The sequence below is a fragment of the Gelidibacter salicanalis genome (assembly GCF_016469035.1).
Classification (GTDB): Bacteria; Bacteroidota; Bacteroidia; order Flavobacteriales; family Flavobacteriaceae; genus Gelidibacter; species Gelidibacter salicanalis_A.
On record NZ_JAEHJZ010000021.1, the window covers coordinates 67,183 to 86,497 of the forward strand.

Annotated in this window: 18 protein-coding genes and 2 pseudogenes; 17 read left to right on the top strand and 3 right to left on the bottom strand. The window is 37.6% G+C overall.

Translation table 11 applies throughout. From position 1 onward, the window contains the following. Nucleotides 1-7 precede the first annotated feature (7 nt). The 9 genes from JEM65_RS09715 to JEM65_RS09755 all read left to right on the top strand — a co-directional run bounded on the left by JEM65_RS09715 (nucleotide 8) and on the right by JEM65_RS09755 (nucleotide 11,885). Nucleotides 8-1,663 carry a BatD family protein gene (locus tag JEM65_RS09715; protein ID WP_199599002.1) on the top strand — a complete coding sequence of 552 codons (1,656 nt, stop codon included), beginning with the start codon at nucleotides 8-10 and terminating at the stop codon, nucleotides 1,661-1,663. After that, nucleotides 1,663-2,667, top strand: a complete 1,005-nt coding sequence (locus JEM65_RS09720; RefSeq protein ID WP_199599003.1) for a vWA domain-containing protein — start codon at nucleotides 1,663-1,665, stop codon at nucleotides 2,665-2,667. The genes JEM65_RS09715 and JEM65_RS09720 overlap by 1 nt, the downstream gene beginning before the upstream one ends. A gap of 86 nt (nucleotides 2,668-2,753) precedes the next feature. Beyond that, nucleotides 2,754-3,788 carry a vWA domain-containing protein gene (locus tag JEM65_RS09725; RefSeq protein ID WP_199598957.1) on the top strand — a complete coding sequence of 345 codons (1,035 nt, stop codon included), beginning with the start codon at nucleotides 2,754-2,756 and terminating at the stop codon, nucleotides 3,786-3,788. 249 nt (nucleotides 3,789-4,037) lie between these two features. After that, nucleotides 4,038-4,850 (top strand): tetratricopeptide repeat protein, encoded by an 813-nt coding sequence (locus JEM65_RS09730; RefSeq protein WP_199598958.1) that lies wholly within the window; start codon nucleotides 4,038-4,040, stop codon nucleotides 4,848-4,850. A 45-nt stretch (nucleotides 4,851-4,895) separates the two neighbouring features. Then, nucleotides 4,896-5,273, top strand: coding sequence for a four helix bundle protein (locus tag JEM65_RS09735; RefSeq protein WP_199598959.1), 378 nt, complete (start codon nucleotides 4,896-4,898; stop codon nucleotides 5,271-5,273). A gap of 28 nt (nucleotides 5,274-5,301) precedes the next feature. Next, nucleotides 5,302-7,077 (top strand): BatD family protein, encoded by a 1,776-nt coding sequence (locus JEM65_RS09740; RefSeq protein WP_199598960.1) that lies wholly within the window; start codon nucleotides 5,302-5,304, stop codon nucleotides 7,075-7,077. A gap of 1 nt (nucleotide 7,078) precedes the next feature. Next, nucleotides 7,079-7,837, top strand: a complete 759-nt coding sequence (locus JEM65_RS09745; RefSeq protein WP_199598961.1) for a tetratricopeptide repeat protein — start codon at nucleotides 7,079-7,081, stop codon at nucleotides 7,835-7,837. Nucleotides 7,838-8,037: 200 nt separating this feature from the next. Then, the gene (locus JEM65_RS09750; protein WP_199598963.1) at nucleotides 8,038-9,504 is read left to right on the top strand and encodes a proton-conducting transporter transmembrane domain-containing protein; all 1,467 of its coding nucleotides are present in this window, start codon (nucleotides 8,038-8,040) and stop codon (nucleotides 9,502-9,504) included. A 2-nt stretch (nucleotides 9,505-9,506) separates the two neighbouring features. Next, on the top strand, nucleotides 9,507-11,885 hold the full coding sequence (locus JEM65_RS09755; RefSeq protein ID WP_233530599.1) for a DUF2309 domain-containing protein: 2,379 nt from the start codon (nucleotides 9,507-9,509) through the stop codon (nucleotides 11,883-11,885). 35 nt (nucleotides 11,886-11,920) lie between these two features. Here JEM65_RS09755 and JEM65_RS22385 read toward each other — a convergent pair whose 3' ends face one another. Both JEM65_RS22385 and JEM65_RS09765 read right to left on the bottom strand, forming a co-directional pair. Beyond that, the gene (locus JEM65_RS22385; protein ID WP_307810553.1) at nucleotides 11,921-12,268 is read right to left on the bottom strand and encodes a transposase; all 348 of its coding nucleotides are present in this window, start codon (nucleotides 12,266-12,268) and stop codon (nucleotides 11,921-11,923) included. A 770-nt stretch (nucleotides 12,269-13,038) separates the two neighbouring features. Further along, nucleotides 13,039-13,968, bottom strand: a complete 930-nt coding sequence (locus JEM65_RS09765) for a LysR family transcriptional regulator (protein WP_199598965.1) — start codon at nucleotides 13,966-13,968, stop codon at nucleotides 13,039-13,041. An 87-nt stretch (nucleotides 13,969-14,055) separates the two neighbouring features. Between JEM65_RS09765 and JEM65_RS09770 the strand changes: the two genes are divergently transcribed. From JEM65_RS09770 to JEM65_RS09795, 5 genes and pseudogenes are all read left to right on the top strand, one after another. After that, nucleotides 14,056-14,370 carry a hypothetical protein gene (locus JEM65_RS09770; protein ID WP_199598966.1) on the top strand — a complete coding sequence of 105 codons (315 nt, stop codon included), beginning with the start codon at nucleotides 14,056-14,058 and terminating at the stop codon, nucleotides 14,368-14,370. Between the two features lie 166 nt (nucleotides 14,371-14,536). Further along, nucleotides 14,537-15,197 (top strand): annotated as a pseudogene (locus tag JEM65_RS22860) (Na+/H+ antiporter NhaA). A 125-nt stretch (nucleotides 15,198-15,322) separates the two neighbouring features. Beyond that, nucleotides 15,323-15,421, top strand: a pseudogene (locus JEM65_RS23560) (Na+/H+ antiporter NhaA); the annotation flags it as partial. Beyond that, nucleotides 15,418-15,609: a Na+/H+ antiporter NhaA gene (locus JEM65_RS22865; protein WP_199598968.1), complete on the top strand. Its 192-nt coding sequence runs from the start codon at nucleotides 15,418-15,420 to the stop codon at nucleotides 15,607-15,609. The pseudogene JEM65_RS23560 and the gene JEM65_RS22865, both read left to right, overlap by 4 nt. Nucleotides 15,610-15,819: 210 nt before the next feature. Continuing rightward, entirely contained in the window at nucleotides 15,820-16,446 is a 627-nt protein-coding gene (locus JEM65_RS09795; protein WP_199598969.1) for a carbonic anhydrase, read from the top strand. 62 nt (nucleotides 16,447-16,508) lie between these two features. Here JEM65_RS09795 and JEM65_RS09800 read toward each other — a convergent pair whose 3' ends face one another. Then, entirely contained in the window at nucleotides 16,509-17,054 is a 546-nt protein-coding gene (locus tag JEM65_RS09800; protein WP_199598970.1) for a CvpA family protein, read from the bottom strand. A gap of 120 nt (nucleotides 17,055-17,174) precedes the next feature. Here JEM65_RS09800 and JEM65_RS09805 point away from each other — a divergent pair, with 120 nt between their 5' ends. From JEM65_RS09805 to JEM65_RS09815, 3 genes are all read left to right on the top strand, one after another. Then, nucleotides 17,175-17,531, top strand: a complete 357-nt coding sequence (locus JEM65_RS09805; protein WP_199598971.1) for a hypothetical protein — start codon at nucleotides 17,175-17,177, stop codon at nucleotides 17,529-17,531. 136 nt (nucleotides 17,532-17,667) lie between these two features. Beyond that, nucleotides 17,668-18,687: a phenylalanine--tRNA ligase subunit alpha gene (pheS, locus tag JEM65_RS09810; RefSeq protein ID WP_199598973.1), complete on the top strand. Its 1,020-nt coding sequence runs from the start codon at nucleotides 17,668-17,670 to the stop codon at nucleotides 18,685-18,687. A gap of 124 nt (nucleotides 18,688-18,811) precedes the next feature. Further along, nucleotides 18,812-19,312: a GbsR/MarR family transcriptional regulator gene (locus JEM65_RS09815; RefSeq protein ID WP_199598974.1), complete on the top strand. Its 501-nt coding sequence runs from the start codon at nucleotides 18,812-18,814 to the stop codon at nucleotides 19,310-19,312. Nucleotides 19,313-19,315 lie beyond the last annotated feature (3 nt).

Sequence of the window (19,315 nt, forward strand, 5' to 3'; positions counted from 1 at the left end):
ACAATTTATGAATTACGATTTTAGATTTACGAATAAAAACAAACCGGTCCTCAGTCATTGGTCATCGGTCTTTTTATCTATGTTCTTTTTTCTCATTTCTTTTTTCTCTTTTGCCCAAGTTAAGTCGTCCATAGACTCTACGAAAATCAAGATTGGCGAGCAAATTAGCTATAAAATTGAAGTCGAGGCAGACACAACAGATTTGGTCGTTTTCCCTGAGGGTCAAACCTTTTCGCCTTTGGAAATGATTGAATCGTATAAAGTAGATACCACGAAAAACAGCGCCAAATACAATTTGATCAAAAAATATGGCCTCACCCAATTTGATTCTGGCAGTTATACCATTCCACGACAAAAAATAATCATTGGAACCAAAGAATACTTTACGGATTCTCTAAAGGTCGAAGTCAACAACATCCTTGTAGATTCAACAAAACAGGGACTGTATGATATCAAACCTTTTATAGCAGTTGAAAAAAGCAGTAGTGATTGGTGGAAAACCGCCTTGCTGATTTTAGCGATTCTAGCCTTAGCAGCATTTTTAATGTATTGGTTTATTTGGCGTAAAAAACCATTATCTGAAGAAGAGGAAATTGCACTATTACCACCGTATGAACGCGCGAAACTCGCCCTCAAAAAATTGGATGAAACCGATTACCTGCAACAATCCGAACTTAAGGGCTATTATTCTGAATTGACCTTTATCATCAGACGCTATTTAGATGAAAAAGTTTACGATCGTGCGCTAGAAAGTACCACTGATGAATTGGTGCATCGTTTAAATTTACTGAAAGACGGCAACCAGATTGAACTGAGTAAAGAGGACATCAGAAATATTGAAACCATCCTGAAACGTGCCGATTTAGTGAAATTCGCTAAATCTGCTCCAGATGTTGAATTGGCAAAAATTGATAGAAATACGATCGATTTAGAAATTGACAATGTAAAAGAAGCCTTGCCAGAACCTACGGAAGAAGAAAAATTATTGGATCAACAATACAAAGAAGAACAAGCACGAAAAAAGAAACGTCGAAAAGTGATTATTACCGCTGCACTTTCTCTGTTTTTGATTCTTGCAACGTTTGTAGGGTTCTCCATAAAATTCGGTTTTGATTATGTTAAAGATACCATTATTGGCAATGACAGTAAAGAGTTACTTGAAGGTGATTGGATATCGAGTGCGTATGGCATTCCGCCAATTTACATCTCAACACCTGCAGTTTTAGAACGTGTAGAATCGAAAGCAATTGATTCTATGGCCAATGCTAAAACCACCATGTTTAGCTACGGTAGCTTGTTGAGCTCTTTAAATATTGTGGTGAGCACCTCAAAATTCAACGTTGCTGATTCTACCCAAATTGACTTGAACCTTGCGGTTAATGGAAGCTTACAAATGCTGGAGAAAAATAATGTGAGAGATATTCTGGTCAAAAGAGAGCAGTTTATTACCCCTAACGCAGCTGAAGGTTTGAAGGTTTTTGGCTCTGCGTCTTTTCCAACCCCACTTTCGGATCAGTATAGAAAAGGAAATTATGTGTTATTGGCGTTTACAACGCAAAATATTTTACAACAAATTATTTTGATTTGGGATGCAGAAGACCCATATGCAAATGACATTATGGATCGGGTTTTACATTCAGTTGAACTCAAAAAAGAAGAATGATGCTGGAAGGGATTGAATTTTTAAACAAAGAGTTTTTCTGGCTGTTGCTAGTCCTACCATTGCTCATTTTATGGTATGTCTTAAAACACAACAAGCAAACCGCTGAACTTAAAATATCAACCATTAAAGGGTTTAAAATCACCCAATCTTGGTTGCCCAAGGCAAAACACGCCTTATTTGCGTTGAGATTGCTGGCAATCGCTTTAGTGATTACGGCTTTGGCCCGACCAAGAACTGTAGATGTATCTACCAAAACAAAAACAACCAGAGGTATTGATATTGTAATTGCAATAGATGTATCAGCTAGTATGCTGGCCAAAGATTTGCTCCCAAACCGTTTGGAAGCACTTAAAAAAGTAGCCTCAGATTTTATAAAAGGGCGACCTAATGACCGTATCGGTATTGTAGAATATGCTGGAGAAAGCTATACCAAAACACCTATTACGAGCGACAAAGCCATCGTATTGCGTGCGCTTAGTGATATTAAGTACAATACTATTATTGAAGGCGGCACCGCCATTGGTTCTGGCTTGGCAACTTCGGTGAATCGCATTAAAGATAGCAAGGCAAAAAGTAAAGTCATTATTTTATTGACAGACGGGGTCAATAATTCTGGATTTATCGATCCAAAAATTGCTAGTGAACTGGCGGTAGAATATGATATTAAAGTGTACACTATAGGTATTGGCACCAATGGAATGGCCTTATCGCCTATTGGCATATTGGGTAATGGTAATTTTCAATACGGACGTGTGCCAGTGGAAATTGATGAAGCCCTCTTACAAGAGATTTCAAAAGTTACGGGTGGGAAATATTTTAGAGCTGATAATAACAAAAAGCTGGCCGCCATTTATGATGAAATCAATAAATTGGAAAAGACAGATGTAGAAGAGTTCAAATACTATAATTACGAAGAAAAGTACCGTGCACTCGTACTCTTAGCTTTTGGGTTATTGCTTATTGAATTTTTATTACGATCAACAGTATTTAGAAGTTTTAATTAACCACAACAAAAGAATTACAGGAAAAAATATTCGTGAATTCAGGGCGTGTTTGCGCCGATTGAAAACTACGGACTGAAGACTAGAAAATGCAATTAGAAGAAAAAATATGGTTTTGGGGATTAATGGTCATTCCGTTGATCATTATTGTGTTTTTACTATTGCAGGTGTGGAAACACCGGATGCAGCGTAAATTTGCGAGTAAACCCTTATTGAGGCGTTTAAGTCCCGATAGTTCACTCTTCAAATCCATTTTAAAAGTTGTAGTGCTCTCGCTTGCGTTTGCCAGTTTGGTAATGGCGTTGGTCAATCCTAAATTGGGTAGTAAACTAGAGACCGTCAAACGTGAAGGGGTAGATATTGTATTTGCCATTGACGTTTCAAAAAGTATGTTGGCCGAAGATATTGCGCCCAATCGTTTGGAAAAATCAAAACAATTGGTCACGCAGATCATCAATAACTTGGCCAGTGACCGTGTGGGGATTATCGCCTATGCCGGTAAAGCCTTTCCGCAATTGCCAATTACCACAGATTATGCTGCGGCAAAGATGTTCCTTCAAAGCATGAATACAGACATGCTGTCTTCTCAAGGCACCGCCATCCATGAAGCTATTGAACTTTCAAAAACCTATTTTGATGATGATCAAGACACCAATCGGGTACTGATCATTATTTCTGACGGTGAAGACCATGGAGCCTTGGCAACCGACGCTGCCCAAGAAGCTAGTGAAGAAGGCATTCGGATTTTTACCATAGGTGTGGGTGATGCTAAAGGTGGACCAATACCGGAGAAACGGAATGGTGTTATTGTCAACTACAAAAAAGATAGCAATGGTGAAACCGTTATTACGCGTTTGGACGAAAGCACCTTACAAAACATTGCAAATGAAGCCAACGGCGCGTACATCAACGGAAAAAACACAACTGAAGTTGTGGAGCATATCCGGGATATTTTAAATAAAATGGACAAAACAGAGTTTGAATCCACACAATTTGCCGATTTTGAATCGCAATTTCAATGGTTTTTAGCTGCAGCACTTTTCTTTTTAATGATTGATGTTCTACTGTTGGAAAGACGCACGTCTTGGTTGAAACGCCTGAATTTATTTAACGAAGATTTTTAGGGATGCAATTTGACAGGCATGGCGTATTTGCGCCACAATACTCTGACAAACCTCGATTTACGGTTAAAAGACTGTTAAAGACAAGGTTCTGCACATATTTTAAGAAAACATTATAACCCTAATTCCTTTAGTTTTTTTAGATTTATGCCCGGGTTTAAACATGTGGAAATTAAATTTTGATTTTGATTTGAATTGAGCTTCTGAAGGGCATCCATCGGTTTTAATACAAGCTCATTACGCTATAGAGATATGAAACACCTAACACTTCTCATCTTATTGTTTACATCTTTCGCATTTTCTCAAAATGAGGGGAAGGAGAAGGAGCAGCTATTGGCCACAAAGAAGTCTAACGATTTTGTTTATGAAGCCAATGAACTCATGGACGATGATAATTTCATTTCTGCCGAAAAAGAATACCGTAAAGCAATTTCCAAACAGCCTACCTCAGTAGCCGGCAATTACAACTTAGGGAATTCCTATTACAAAAAAGGAAACTACGAAGAGGCTTTATACAGACAACAACAGGCGGCTAAAAATGCTATAGACAAATCAGAAAAACACAAGGCATTTCATAATATTGGGAATATTTTGATGAAAAACAAACAGTGCAAGCAAGCTGTTGAGGCTTACAAAAACGCCTTAAGAAATGATCCTACGGATGATGAAACCCGTTACAATCTTGGTTTAGCTAAAGAATGTGCTGAACAGCAAAAAGACGATCAACCTGACGAAAACCAAGATAAGGACAAAGAGAAAAACGACGAGAACAAAGATAAGGATCAGGATAAAGACAACAAGGACCAACAGGACCAGGACAATAAAAAAGACGACCAAAAAGATCAGGATAAAAAAGAGGGCGACGATAAAAAAGATGAGGGCAAACCTAAAGATGAAGAAGGAAAAGATGAAAACCAACAACAAAAACCGCAGCCTGGAAAACTATCTCCGCAACAAATAAAGAACTTATTGGAAGCCATGAACAATCAGGAACAGAAAGTTCAGGAAAAAATGAATGCCGAAAAACAAAAAGGCATTAAAGTAAAAACAGAAAAAGACTGGTAAACTTATTTTTGATTTATGATTAACGATTTATGATCAATGAACATCATGAAGACAAATGATTTAGAAGACCGAGTTATAGATTTTGCAGTATTAATCATTGATATTGTTGAGCAAATTAAAAATAATTATGCTGGGAATTATTATGGAAATCAATTGATTAGGTCTTCTGGCTCCCCAGCTCTAAATTACGGAGAAGCAAGAAGCGCTGAATCTCATAAAGATTTTGTTCATAAAATGGGAATTTGTTTAAAGGAGTTGAGAGAAAGCCATAATTGCTTAAAAATTATCTTTCGTGCCAATCTATTTATTGGCGACAAAGAAAAAATCTCAAAGGTTTTGGATGAGAACAATCAACTAATTTCAATATTTGTCGCAAGTATTAAAACCTCTAAAAGCAATAATTCAAAAATCGTTAATCGTTAATCATTGTTCGTTAATTTTTAATTTACATATGAAATTAAAAACATACATATCATTATTTCTAATTGTAGCAAGCACTAGCTTTGTTTCAGCCCAAGTAAAATTTGAGGCCAAAGTAAGCAAGACACAATTGGGTATTAACGAGCGTTTACGCGTAGATTTTGAAATGAACACGGATGGTGATAATTTCAATCCACCGTCATTTGCTGATTTTACTGTTGTTGGAGGGCCAAATCAATCGGTCAGCCATTCTTGGGTCAATGGTGTCCGTTCATTTTCAAAAACCTACAGCTACTTTTTAGCCCCTAAAAAAACAGGCTCAATTACCATCAATCAGGCTACTATAGAGATTGAAGGAGAAACCTATAAAACATCGCCTGTAACGGTTCAAATCTCTACCGCCGTAAGCCGACCAAACGATCCTGACAATGTTGAAAACGTTGCAGATGACAATGTTCATCTGATCGCTGAAATCTCCAAATCCAATCCGTATCTCAATGAAGCGGTTACCGTAGTCTACAAACTTTATGTCTCTGAAGAAATAGGGGTGAGTAATTTTAGAGAAATTAATAACCCACGATACAATGATTTTTGGAGTCAGAATATTGACTTAAAAGGAAACCAGATTCAAAAAGGGCAATTTAAAGGTCGTAATTACCGCTATTTGGTGGTTAAAAAGACGGTATTATATCCACAAAAATCGGGTAAATTGGAGCTTGAACCGTTAAGCTTGGATCTTACAGTGCAAGTGCCCACTAGCAAACGTGATTTTTTTGGCAGTCTTCTAACCACAGAGGTTCACAAAACCGTATCTGCGGGTAGTAAAACACTTAATGTAAAAGCACTTCCAGAACATGGCAAACCGGCAAATTTCTCTGGGGCTGTTGGAGATTTCGATTTTAAACTAACCACATCAAAAACAGATTTAAACGCTACTGAATCTCTACAAGCCCAAGTAGAAGTGACTGGAAAAGGCAACTTAAAGCTTTTTCAATTGCCAAAATTATCCTTACCAAGCTCTTTAGAAGTGTATGAACCGGAGCATACTGAAAACATTAGAACGACCTTGGACGGAATGCAGGGCGGTATTGTAGACAATTATACCATCGTTCCGCAGTTTAAAGGAAAATACCCAATCCCGAATTTGGATTTTTCATATTTCGACTTAAAGACAGAAACCTATAAAACCATTTCTTCAGGGCAACTCGTGGTCAATGTTATTGAAGGCCCAACAAATAACACAAGTTCAGATAGCAATATTGCCAATGTTGGAGAAGGCAAACAACGTGTCATCATGAACAATGAGCAGTTTGCATTCGTAAAAAGCAAAGCCAATCTTGAGCCTATAACTTCTGAGCCGTTCTTCAACTCCTCTTGGTATTGGAGTTCTTTATTATTACCGCTCATGGCCATTCCGTTAGCCATGGTATTCCGTAGAAAAAAAGCGTTACGTGCTGCCGATGTTAGTGGAAATAAAGTACGTAAGGCCGATAGGCTTGCCAAAAAATATTTAGGAGAAGCTAAAAAAGCATTAGGTCAAAAAGAGGCCTTTTACATTGCTCTTGAAAAGGCGCTCCATAATTATTTAAAAGCCAAGTTGCGTCTTGAAACTAGCGATTTAAGTAAAGATCACATCAATGCACTTCTCTTAAAACGTGAAGTGGATGAGACTGTAGTAAATGATTTTCTATCTATTTTGGATAGTTGTGAATTGGCCCGTTACACCCCATTCTCTGAGGTGACTATGCAACACGATTATGATAAGGCAGCAACTACAATTTCAGTAATCGACAAACAGATTAAGTAACATGAAGCATTTTGTTTACATACTGATATCTTTGATTGGTACATTGGGTTTTGCTCAAAACGAAGCCCTATTTGACCAAGCCAACGATTTATATAATAAAGCCGATTTTGAACAAGCCATTTCAAAATACGAAGCTATTATTGATACAGGAGAGCACTCGGCTGCAGTGTACTTTAACTTGGGCAATGCGCATTACAAACTCAATCATATTGCACCTAGCATCTATTATTACGAAAAGGCCCTAAAACTCTCTCCTAATGACAAGGACATTCAGAATAACATCGCGTTTGCGCGCAATATGACTATTGATGACATTGAAAAAACGCCTGAACTAGGATTCTCCAAGTTTGCGAAGAATATAACCAATTGGCTGACCTTCGATGGGTGGGCAAAACTGTCCGTGGCGCTGATGCTGCTCTTCGTGGTATTCTATCTGATGTTTTATTTCACGTACGGCTCTACAAAAAAACGCATGGCCTTTATAGGTGCGATGTCCTTTTTAATTCTGTCTTGTTGCGCTGTAGCTTTAGCTTTCAACAATTACAATCTTGTTAAGAATGACCGGCCTGCAATTGTTTTTGCCAAAGAAAGTCAAGTTAAGAGCGAACCAAATCTTAGAAGTTCTGAATCCTTTAAACTTCATGAAGGCACTAAAGTACAGATTCTGGATACGGTCAACAATTGGAAGAAAATCAAACTCTCTGACGGCAAAACGGGATGGATTGCTCAGGAGGATATCAAATTATTAAATACCTATTAAATTTTCTTATTATTCTTTCTTATTGAGCTTTACGAGCTATTTTTCGCTAACGTGAGAACTAATCGGTTATTTTAAAGTTCTAGTCCATAAATTTATTTTATGCTATTCATATTATATATAAATAAAAATCAATAAGAAAGTTTTTTCAACTTTGCACTGTAATTACAAGTTTAAATAAATACACCAAACTTTTAACTTATATGACGCAAGTTTCCATTTCCCATACGGTTTCAACTGATTCTTCGAAAACTTTGAACCCTTCAAAAACCCTTATTCCTCTCATGTGGTTTTTGTTTTTGGCCAATTGTGGATATCTGTTAATGTATGCTCCCAATCTTCCTATTTGGCAATTAGGAAAATGGATAGAAATCAACGGTTTATCCATCATCATTTGGATGATTGTTTCCTTTTTCAGTGCTATCATACAGACCTACTCTTCAAACTATTTAAAAGGATTTAAACATCAAAACCGCTTTACGTATATAAGTTTTGGATTCACATTGTCTGTGATGGCATTTGTTATTGCAAACCACGTTTTTTTACTTTTGGGATTCTGGTTTTTGATGGGGATGACCATGTCTTTATTAATTGGCATTCACAGCGAATGGAAAGAAGCAAAACACGCCGCTTCATTTGCCCGAAAAAACTACATCGCCAGCACCTTTTTTCTAGCTTTAGGGGTTATTTTATTGGCCATTCAAAGTGGCGAATGGAATATCAACGGCATCCTATCGCAACTGAATGAACTATCAATAGGCACCACAACAATTGCGGCCCTCTGCATCCTGATTGCAGCTTTGATACAATCGGCCATTTTTCCATTTCATACATGGCTGATGTCTGCCATGACCTCTCCCACACCAGCGTCTGCGTTAATGCACGCAGGTTTTGTAAATGCGGCGGGAATTCTGCTGACTTTATTTTCGCCACTATGGTTTGAAACTCAATTGCTTTCACTCATTTTTGTCATCGGCTGTTTGACAGCTATCATTGCGCAATTCACGAAGTTATTGCAGGTTAATGTTAAGCAAAAACTGGCATGCTCCACAAGTGCCCAAATGAGTTTTATGGTTATGCAATGCGGACTCGGATTTTTCAGTGCAGCCATCACACACCTTATTTTACACGGATTCTATAAAGCCTATTTATTTTTGTCTTCTGGCGAAGAAATTGAAAACTCTATTCCGAAACAACCAGATGCCATAGTATGGAAACCGCTACAAACACTCTTAATTGTTACCTCTAGCATCCTGGGCGGTATACTTTTCGCTTTTCTTACGGGCAAAGGAATGACCTTAGACACTGGAGTACTCCTCGTTTTCATTGTGGTCATTACCATTGGCCAAGTGGTTTACAATATCTTAAATCAAAGCAGTCTTTCTATTGCCAAACAACTTATAGTAGGACCTCTAGTCATTATTCTAGGGATTGCAGCTTATGCGTTCATGTTTAATGGCGTTACCACACTAATTTCTGATATGCCCATGATAAATACGGCTGTACCTTTAGAACCCATCCACCTCATTTTCGGATTGTTTTTTTTAATAGCCTTTTATGTGATGCTTTCTGGCATATACAGAAAAAATGCTTGGATCTACGTCAAGCTTCTAAACAATTCCCAACCCTACAGCAAAACGATTCTATCTTTTAAAGATAAGCAAAACTGATTATGAAAGATCTTCAAACAAGCATCCGTGAAGCCTCCAACACGTTCGGAACCACATGGCCTCTGTATTCCTTTGTGACCTCCAATCCGTTATCAGGTCAGGAAAACTTTCCCTTTGAAAAGGCGGTTGAGGACGCTTCCAAATTATTGAATGCCAAAACTTACCCAAGTGCTGACATGTACCAACAAGCTCTTGAAAAGCAGGATATTGATATACAATTGCTCGAAAATATTCTGAAAGCTAATGGATTAACAGAAAGTTCGCGTGCATATCTCAATCAAATGCGCAGTTCAGAAGCGGCGGTCAATACGGCGCCTTATGAAGAATTAGATGTGATGATGGCCAAATGGTTGTCAGTATTTATGGACGAAGGTCTTGCGGAATGGCAAATGCCGAACAAAGAAAAAGGCTTTTATAAGGCTTGGAAAGCTTTGGCATCTCATGACGGAACCATCAAAAAATCGGTAGCTAAACAATTACCGAACAACAGTTTGGAGGCACTAAAAAATGTGCTGGACGCAAACGTTATAACAGATTATAAGACCTTATTTCTTCAGCATATGGCTCCATTGTCTGGTTGGATGGGATATATTAAACATCGTTTGGACACCAACTCCTTATGGCAACAACAGTATCCCATTAATTTTGGAGATTATCTCGCGGTGCGCTTGACCCTTGCTCAAGTGCTCTACGGAAATGTTGAAATTGCTTCAACACCTCCCCTAGAAATTCCAGACCTGAAATTAAAACATTTGTGGCTAGAAGCTTGGGAACAAACATTCCAAAAGAATTTATTCGCCACCCTAAAAACAAATAGCATCACCACGAAAAAAAATAAAGCGCAAGGGGCGGGCCTTGACGCACAAATGGTATTTTGTATCGATACGCGTTCAGAAGCCATAAGAAGACATATCGAAAACAAAGGTGCTTATGAAACGTTTGGATATGCAGGTTTCTTCGGAATTGCTATGGATTATCAACATTACGAAGCAAATATTACCACTAAATCTTGCCCTCCCATTGTTGGTTCTCCATATCTGATGACGGAACAGCCGAATACTAAAGAATCTTCCAAAAAAGACATATTCATTAATCAGAAACAATTTTCAAATTCGAAGGAATTTATCTTGAAACGTCTTAAAAATATGTTGCCTTCATCTTTCGGATTTGTGGAAGGCGCAGGATTTTTCTATGGCATTTCCCTGCTATTCAAAACCATCGCACCACAATCATTTTATAGATTAGGAACACGTAATAAGATAGACCATGAAGGGTTTTGTGAGCCTAAAATAACCTATAACCATTCCGATTCAAATGCAGGAAAAGACATCAGTCTCGATGAAAAAGTGGCCATTGTAAAAGGCGGTTTCGACTTGATTGGCTGGCGAAATTTTGCGCCGTTGGTCCTCTTTGTCGGCCACGGAAGCCATACCACTAACAATCCTTTTGCATCCAGTCTCGATTGTGGTGCTTGTGCTGCAAGTCCAGGACGCCACAATGCACGCTTACTTGCACAACTGGCCAACACACCAGAAGTCCGAGATGTTTTGAAAACAAAACATGACATTATCATTCCTGTAAATACGGTATTTATTGGAGGCGAGCACAACACAACCACAGATACGATTGTGCTGTTTGACAATAATGTTCCAGTATCTCACGAAAAAGCACTTCATGCCCTAAAAGTGAATTTGAAAAAAGCCCAACAAACAGCTACTGAAGAACGTCTCTTACAAACTATCAACAGCGTAAAATTAGCTCATAAAAAAGCAACCGACTGGGATGATACGCGCCCAGAATGGGGACTGGCAAAAAATGCTGGCTTTATTGTTGGCTCAAGAAGTTTGACATATCATAGTAATTTAAATGGCCGTTGCTTTTTACATTCTTATGATTATAAGTTGGATTCTGAAGGTGCTGCGCTTGAAGGCATAATGTGCGGTCCAATGGTTGTGACCCAATGGATTAACAACCATTATTATTTCACAACTGTTGATACTGATAAGTTTGGTGGAGGCTCCAAGATAACACATAATATTACAGGAAAGTTTGGCGTCGTACAAGGTAATGGTGGCGACCTAAAAATGGGACTGCCGCTGCAATCCTTAAAAGCGACCGATACTGAAATGTACCACCAACCGTTGCGACTTACGGTTGTTATTCAAGCACCTTTGAGAACTGTGGAAGCCATCTTAAAAAAGCACGCACATCTTAAGAGTTTGTTAGATAACGGCTGGATTTATATGACCATCATAAACCCTGATGCTGATAACCAATTGTTAAATTACAAAAAAGATTTTAATTGGCATCCAGAAGAAAAAGCGCCTTTGCAGCAGATAAAAATGTTTAAAACGCCTGCTGATTTAGAAGTGACTGTTTAATAATTATATTGTTAAAGCTAAAAAACAATACCAATTTAAATTTCAAATGTCGTTATCAATGCATCTAAATAGTGATGGTTTCCCGTAATTGATTTGATTGTTTCAGCCTTCATCTCACAGACCATCTCGTGCAGCCATTGTCTTAGGCTTTCCTTGGTTTTGAAGCGCTGGTTCTTGAAACGGTTTTTAATGTATTGCCATACCTGTTCGCACGGATTTAGTTCTGGGCTATATGGCGGAATTCTAAGCAGGTGTATGTTATCCGGCACCGCTATGTTTTTTTTGTGGAATGGAAACCTGCATTCAATGACCACTATTTTATATTCCTTTGGCCGGTACAGGGAAAATTCCTTTAGGTAGGCCTCGAATATCTCGGTACTCACACCATTGATCTCCCAACCAAACTATCCAATTAATGGGTGAATAGCTTCCATAGATATACGTGGTCCTGAAAATATGCTGGTACGTGACTATTGGTTTTACACCAGAGGCCGTGGGGTATTTTCCCAAATGGTTCATCATCCCAAACCTAGCCTCATCCTGAAAATACAGGTTTACAACCTCATACTTATCTTTATTAGATTAAATCTAATGTCATCCAGCGTGTCAGGGAGTTTTTAAAAAAGCTTTTTCAGCTTGTGCATCTTTTTTATAATGCGATTTACGGGGCTCTTGAGCTTTGTCCTTAAATGCTGTATCAGGTAATGGCGCAGTAAATGGTATTTGACCTCTACACCGTATTGTCGGGAAACCCACGCCTGGGCATCCCAATAACCTAAAAAGGGGTCTGTACCTGAGTTTGCCCGTTTTTGAAATCCATCATGGATCTCTTAGGTTATGATCCTTGACTTAAGGTTTTTTGGTGCATCCGTCAATAGGCCCTCGATGCCATGGACGATGTGCTTCCCGGCCCAGCGCTCGTGGGTCTTTGGACTGATATCCAGATACTCTACCAGTTGCTTTCTGGTTTTAAAACGTTTGCTTTGGATCGATTCCAACCAGATTACCCGTTTCTCAAACCTGTGACTTGACTGTTTATTTACGAAGTGACTTTAATTCTAAAGCACTTTCTTTTATCGTAAATTCGCGTGGTTTTGCCATCCTTAAATATACACAAATATAACGACATTATATGTTTAAATTGGTATAAGACCTAAAGTTCATAATCTTCATGCCATTGAAAATTTTGTGAAATTAGGTCTTCTTTTTGGGTTTTTAAATAGTCCAAATATGCTTTTGCAGCAGGTGTGAATTTTTTTCCTTTCAGCCAAATTAAGTTCCAGAAGGTTGTCACTGGAAGTCCGTTTATCGGAATAATTTTCAGCTCGTTGTTCAACAATTCGCTTTTTATACCTATCAATGGCATCACAGAGAATCCCAAACCCGCAATAACCGCTTGTTTAACCGCTTCATTAGAGGTCAATTGCATTTTTTTGGTTACATCAATATGGTGTTTACTCAAGAAATTTTCCATGGAACGTCTTGTGGCAGAGCCTTTCTCACGATAGATGAGTGGCAAATTTGCCATATCAATGCTGCCATCTTTCAGGAATCGTTCTGCCCGTTTTACATTGCCTACCAAATACAGTTTATTTAACATCAGCGGAATATTTTCTACCTGCAAATTATCAGGCATTACAGAGACAAGTGCAAAATCGACCTCGTTCTGTTCAATACTCTTCAGGACTTTAAACCGGTTGGTGACGTCCATTTTTAGGTCGATTCCTTCATGCTGCTGCAAAAATCCTGAAAGAAAATAAGGCATGACATATTTTCCGGTGGAAACGATAGCGATATTCAATTGTCCTGCCAAAAAACCTTTATACACCATAGTTTTATGTTTCATGGCGTCCACTTCGGTTATGATTCGTCGGCTTGCATCTGCAATCTCTTCACCAAAAGGCGTGACGTAAAGTTGGCGGCCAATTATTTCTGTTAAGGGAATTTCAAATTGATTCTGCAGATTTTTCAGTTGAATAGAAACAGCAGGTTGGCTTAAAAAAAGCAACTCTGCGGCTTTTGTGATACTTTTTGTTTCGACTATTTTCAGAAAAATCTGTAATTGATTCAAAGTATAATTCATAAAATATATTTATAGATAGTATAGTAAATATAAATAAAAACTTATGATTAAAATAAACGAAATTTGGTCAAACCAAAAAATCGCGATATGGAAGACACCACAGCCAAAAAAACCACCAATTCCTTTACTAAAAAAAAATCGTTTAAATTAATTGAGGGGAAATTTGAACCTGCGGAAGCAGCTGATGTTTTGTTTTCCATTTTGCATGATAAAATTAGATTCCACAACGTTCAGAGATTAAGTATTAAGGAGCGTTTTAATGGCGATACAAGTTACTCTGAAGGACGACTCAAAGACCTCAAAAAATCCAAGAAAAAGATTGCAAAACTTATAGTGGAAGCACGTGATAATGGCTATAATGTTGAAATTAATAGCATCATCGAAATGATTCTGACAAAATAAATCGGCTTTTTTCAAAAAACGACACGAGATGGGCACATCAATTCCTTTAACGTTCTGATATAACTTAAAATTAATGGTAAATAATTCCTTATTATCTCCTTTTTAAAGATTCGTTAAGATTGAAAGCTTCAGTGGCATTCTCCTTCTGGTTGCCACTATTCTGGCATTGATTTGGGCAAATTCGTCATGGGGTGATAGTTATCAAACACTTTGGCACTATAAAATTGATTTTACTTCAGATAGTTTTGAGCTTAATAAACCACTGATTTTATGGATTAATGACCATTTTCTTTTTTTTGATTGGTCTTGAAATTAAAGGAGAATTCAAAATTGGAGAACTTAATAGCATAAAGAAGCTAGCGTTTCCGATGTACGGCGCATTGGGAGGAATGTTAGTGCCTGTATTGCTCTCTTTCATTTCAAATAATAATCCAATCATCTTTCAAGGTTGGGGCGTCCCAATGGCAACGGATATTGCGTTTGCCTTGTCCGTTTTGAAAGTTTTGGGCAATCGCGTGCCTTTGAGTTTAAAAGTATTTTTGACTACTTTTGCTATTGTATATAACATTGGCACTGTGATGGTTATCGCTATTTTTTATAGTAACAACATTCAAATCCCATTGCTGGCAATTGCTTGTGGGATGTTGGTAGTTTTATATTTTTTGTCGTACAAAGGATTCTATTCTAAATTCTTGATGCTCACTTTCGGAATTGTCATCTGGACACTATTTCTTAAATCTGACATCCATCCTACTTTGACAGGAATTTTCTTGGCTTTTTCTGTACTAATCCATCAAAAAATATCGTCTTTTTTATTTGTAGATTAACCTGAAAATATCACAAAAAATATTAAATCTACGTCAATACTACAGCAGCCTGTGTTGTCTAAAGAACAAATCGAGCATATTATACACTTGAAGCTTGAACCCATAAATAGCAGTCGCCATTACAGCATTTAGAACACAAATTACACGATTGGGTCGCCTATTTTATCATTCCTGTTTTTGCACTTGCAAATGCTGGCGTCATGCTAAATAGCACCACGATTTGAGCAAACCGTTCATTGTCAACTTATTGCTATGCTTGGCATTGGGGAATAGTGTTGGGATTACTAGTATTGTGCTGACTGCTAAAAAACTAAAATGGGTACAGGTGCCAGATGACATCAATAACCAATACTTTATTGGCGTGTCATTTTTGTCCGGAATCTGTTTTACCATGCCATTATTGGTTTTTTAATCCACAGAAGAAAAATATCTGATTTGAATATTTTAATTTCATTTTTCATTATGTCTTGTGTTTTTTGCGTTGCGAAAATCAATAATTTAGATATCATCTTTCCCTTTCAAATTATGTAAGTAGTTATAATAGTTATGATTTAATTCTGAAAGCCTTTATTTTTACTACATTTAAGGACTTCAAAATCAATTTAGGATAAATTAATGCATAATGGATTTAGATACTGTATTTGCAAACAATGAGTTATGGATTAAGAATAAAATGTCTGATAACCCAAACTACTTTGAAAATTTAGGATTGGGACAAAACCCAGAATTATTATTCATAGGATGCTCCGACAGTCGGGTTACGGCAGAAGAATTGATGGGGCTTGGTCCTGGAGATGTTTTTGTGCATCGGAATATTGCCAATATGGTTATCAGCATCGACTTGAATGTAATGTCTGTGGTCAATTATGCCGTTGACCATTTAAAGGTCAAAAACATCGTGGTATGCGGACATTATGCTTGTGGCGGCGTCAAAGCAGCCATGCAATCGGCTGATTTAGGAATTCTGAATCCGTGGTTGCGTAACATTCGCGACGTGTATCGTATGCATCGTAAAAAACTGAATGCCATTGAGGACGAAGAAAAACGCTATGATAGATTAGTGGAATTGAACGTGCAAGAACAATGCTTCAATTTGATAAAAACGGCGGCCGTTCAAAAGGCAAATCGTGACAGAGGTCTAAAAGTTCATGGTTGGGTGTTTGATGTTCATACGGGGAAACTCATCGATTTAAAAATAGATTTCAATAAGTATCTCAATGATATTATGGAAATCTATCATTTAGACTAATATCAAGAGTCAACCTCAGCCCTTCGGATCCCAATTTAAAAACAATTCAAATCAGATTGTTATTAATCTGCTTGCGTTCCGGTTTCTATAATTTCTTCCTCTTGTGAAGCGTCTTCAAATTCTTTTTTCTTTTCTAATATGGCAGGGAAAATTGCAGGCACCAATGATTTAACAGGGGCGTAGAGCATGGAATCTTCAATACTGTTCTCGTCAGTGAGCGGAATGGCCCTATTCATACTGTCAAAAACATTAAGGACCACACTCAAGATGACTGCCATTTTTAAGGCTCCAAAAACTGCCCCAAGAAGTTTATTGACAATTCCTAAAGCGGCAAAGTCGGCAAGTTTGGTCAATGCTTGTCCAGCAAGCGCAATGACCAATACGATAACGAGAAAGGTCGCGGCAAAAGCTACAATATTGACGGTTTTTTCATCCCACTGAGAATTTTCGTCAATAAACGTCGCAGCATAATTACTAAAATGGATGGCACCGTATACCCCGGCAACCAAAGCTACTAGAGACGCAATTTCCACAAAAAAACCTTTCATCAGTCCGCGCACCAAACCAAAAAGGATCAGGACGGTCAAAACGATATCCAAAACACTCATATCTTACAGAATTTCGTCAAATATAAGTTAACTTTGCGAGAAATTATTTTGGGAAGCCTCTCGAAGTTGATCACTGACGTGAAGGGCAATCCAGAAAAATTTTAATTCTAAACTAAAAAGATGTCAAGAGACGAACAATTAAAACAGCGTTGGGAACTCGTGGTTCACAAATTATCTAAGCAGTTTGCTGAGGGAGACCCTTTAGATTTGGATGCCATCATATATTTAATTGGTGTTCAAGAACTGGGGCAACTCCATAAAAAATTCAAAAAAGACCATAAATTAGATTTGATGCATATTGCCATTTGTCGTTTGTTAGAACCGTACGGCTACTATGAATTTGACTATTATGATGAGGATAAATGGCCACACTATAAAGTAAAAGAACAGTTACCACCATTAAAAGCTGGAGAACAAAGTGTCTTAATGAAGGAGGCCATTGTTAATTATTTTGTTGAAGTAGACTATATACAATAGTTTTGATTGACCGTTTTATCCAATGTTATAATGATCTGCTTCTTGAATAATAATCTCCAAAATAATGAGGATTTCAACAATAATCCCTAAGCTTAAATCCAAAAAAACAGTAAATTTGCCATTCATTTTTTGACCTATGATAGACAAGATAAAAGAACGTATTGCTGAGGCTGAAGCATTTGACGCGCAAACTAAAGAAGAAATTGAAGCTTTCCGTATTAAGTATTTGGGAAAAAAGGGCCTATTGAATGTCTATTTTGCAGAATTTAAAAACGTACCCAACGACCAAAAGAAAGCGTTCGGACAGATCATTAACAAGCTTAAAAACACTGCTGAAGAAAAGGTAAACACCTTAAAAGAGGAGTTGGACAGCAAGGCAGATGTGAAAGGCATTTATGGCGACCTGTCGCGTCCTGGAGAGCCTATTGCAATAGGGGCACGTCATCCTATTTCTCTTGTAAAGAATCAAATTATCGATATCTTTTCCCGTATTGGGTTCAACGTCAGTGAAGGTCCAGAAATAGAAGACGATTGGCACAATTTTACGGCCTTGAACTTACCAGAATACCATCCGGCACGCGATATGCAGGATACCTTTTTTATCCAAACAGATCCAGATATTCTTTTGCGTACACACACCAGTTCTGTGCAAGTGCGTTATATGGAAAACAATACACCACCCATAAGAACTATTTCTCCAGGGCGTGTATTTAGAAATGAAGCCATTTCCTCACGTTCACATTGCTTCTTCCACCAAGTGGAAGGTTTATATGTAGACAAAGACGTCAGTTTTGCCGATTTAAAGCAGACCCTTCAATATTTTACCACAGAAATGTTTGGGAAAAGCAAAATCCGTTTGCGGCCTTCTTACTTTCCATTTACAGAGCCAAGTGCGGAAGTAGATGTGTACTGGGGATTGGAAACCGAAATTGACCATCGTATTACCAAAGGTACAGGATGGCTGGAAATTATGGGCTGTGGCATGGTAGATCCACATGTGCTTGAAAACTGCGGTATTGACTCAAAAGTTTATTCAGGTTTTGCTTTCGGAATGGGCATTGATCGTATTGCGATGCTGTTACACCAAATTGGCGATATCCGATTATTGAGTGAAAATGACGTCCGATTTTTAGAGCAATTTAAATCTTCACTATAAACAATTAGATTTTAAATTTATAAACCGATGCTAATCCGTCGGTTTTTTTTATTTAACATTTGTTTAACTTCGATTGGTTCGGATTGTTCCGAACCTAACTTATCTTTGCACAAAATTCATACACATGACTAATGAAATTCGTAGTGCAAAACAAGATTTAGTCGAAAGACTGGGTGTTTTTATGGAGCAAAAGGAACAATTGGCTCCTGTAGCTGCTCGTATTCTATCCTATATCGTGTTAACGGGAAAAATAGGGACCACATTTGAAGATTTAGTAACCGATTTATGTGCCAGTAAAAGCACCATTTCTACACATCTTAACCATTTAGCTGATTTAAAGAAGATTGTGTACTTCACTAAACCTGGAGATCGTAAAAAATATTACACCATCAATGAAGACACCATCGTACTGAGTATTGATGAATTGATGCAATCTTGGATAGAACAGAGAGCATTACATCAAGAAATTAAAGTGTATAAGAATCGAATTAATAGTCAAACCCTTCAAGAAAATCCAAAGTTTGATCTTGATTTTCACGACAACTACATTCAATTCTTAGAAGAAGTCACCCAATCTGTATCCACATTAAGATCAAAAATAATAGCAAAAAACACTAAACTATAATCA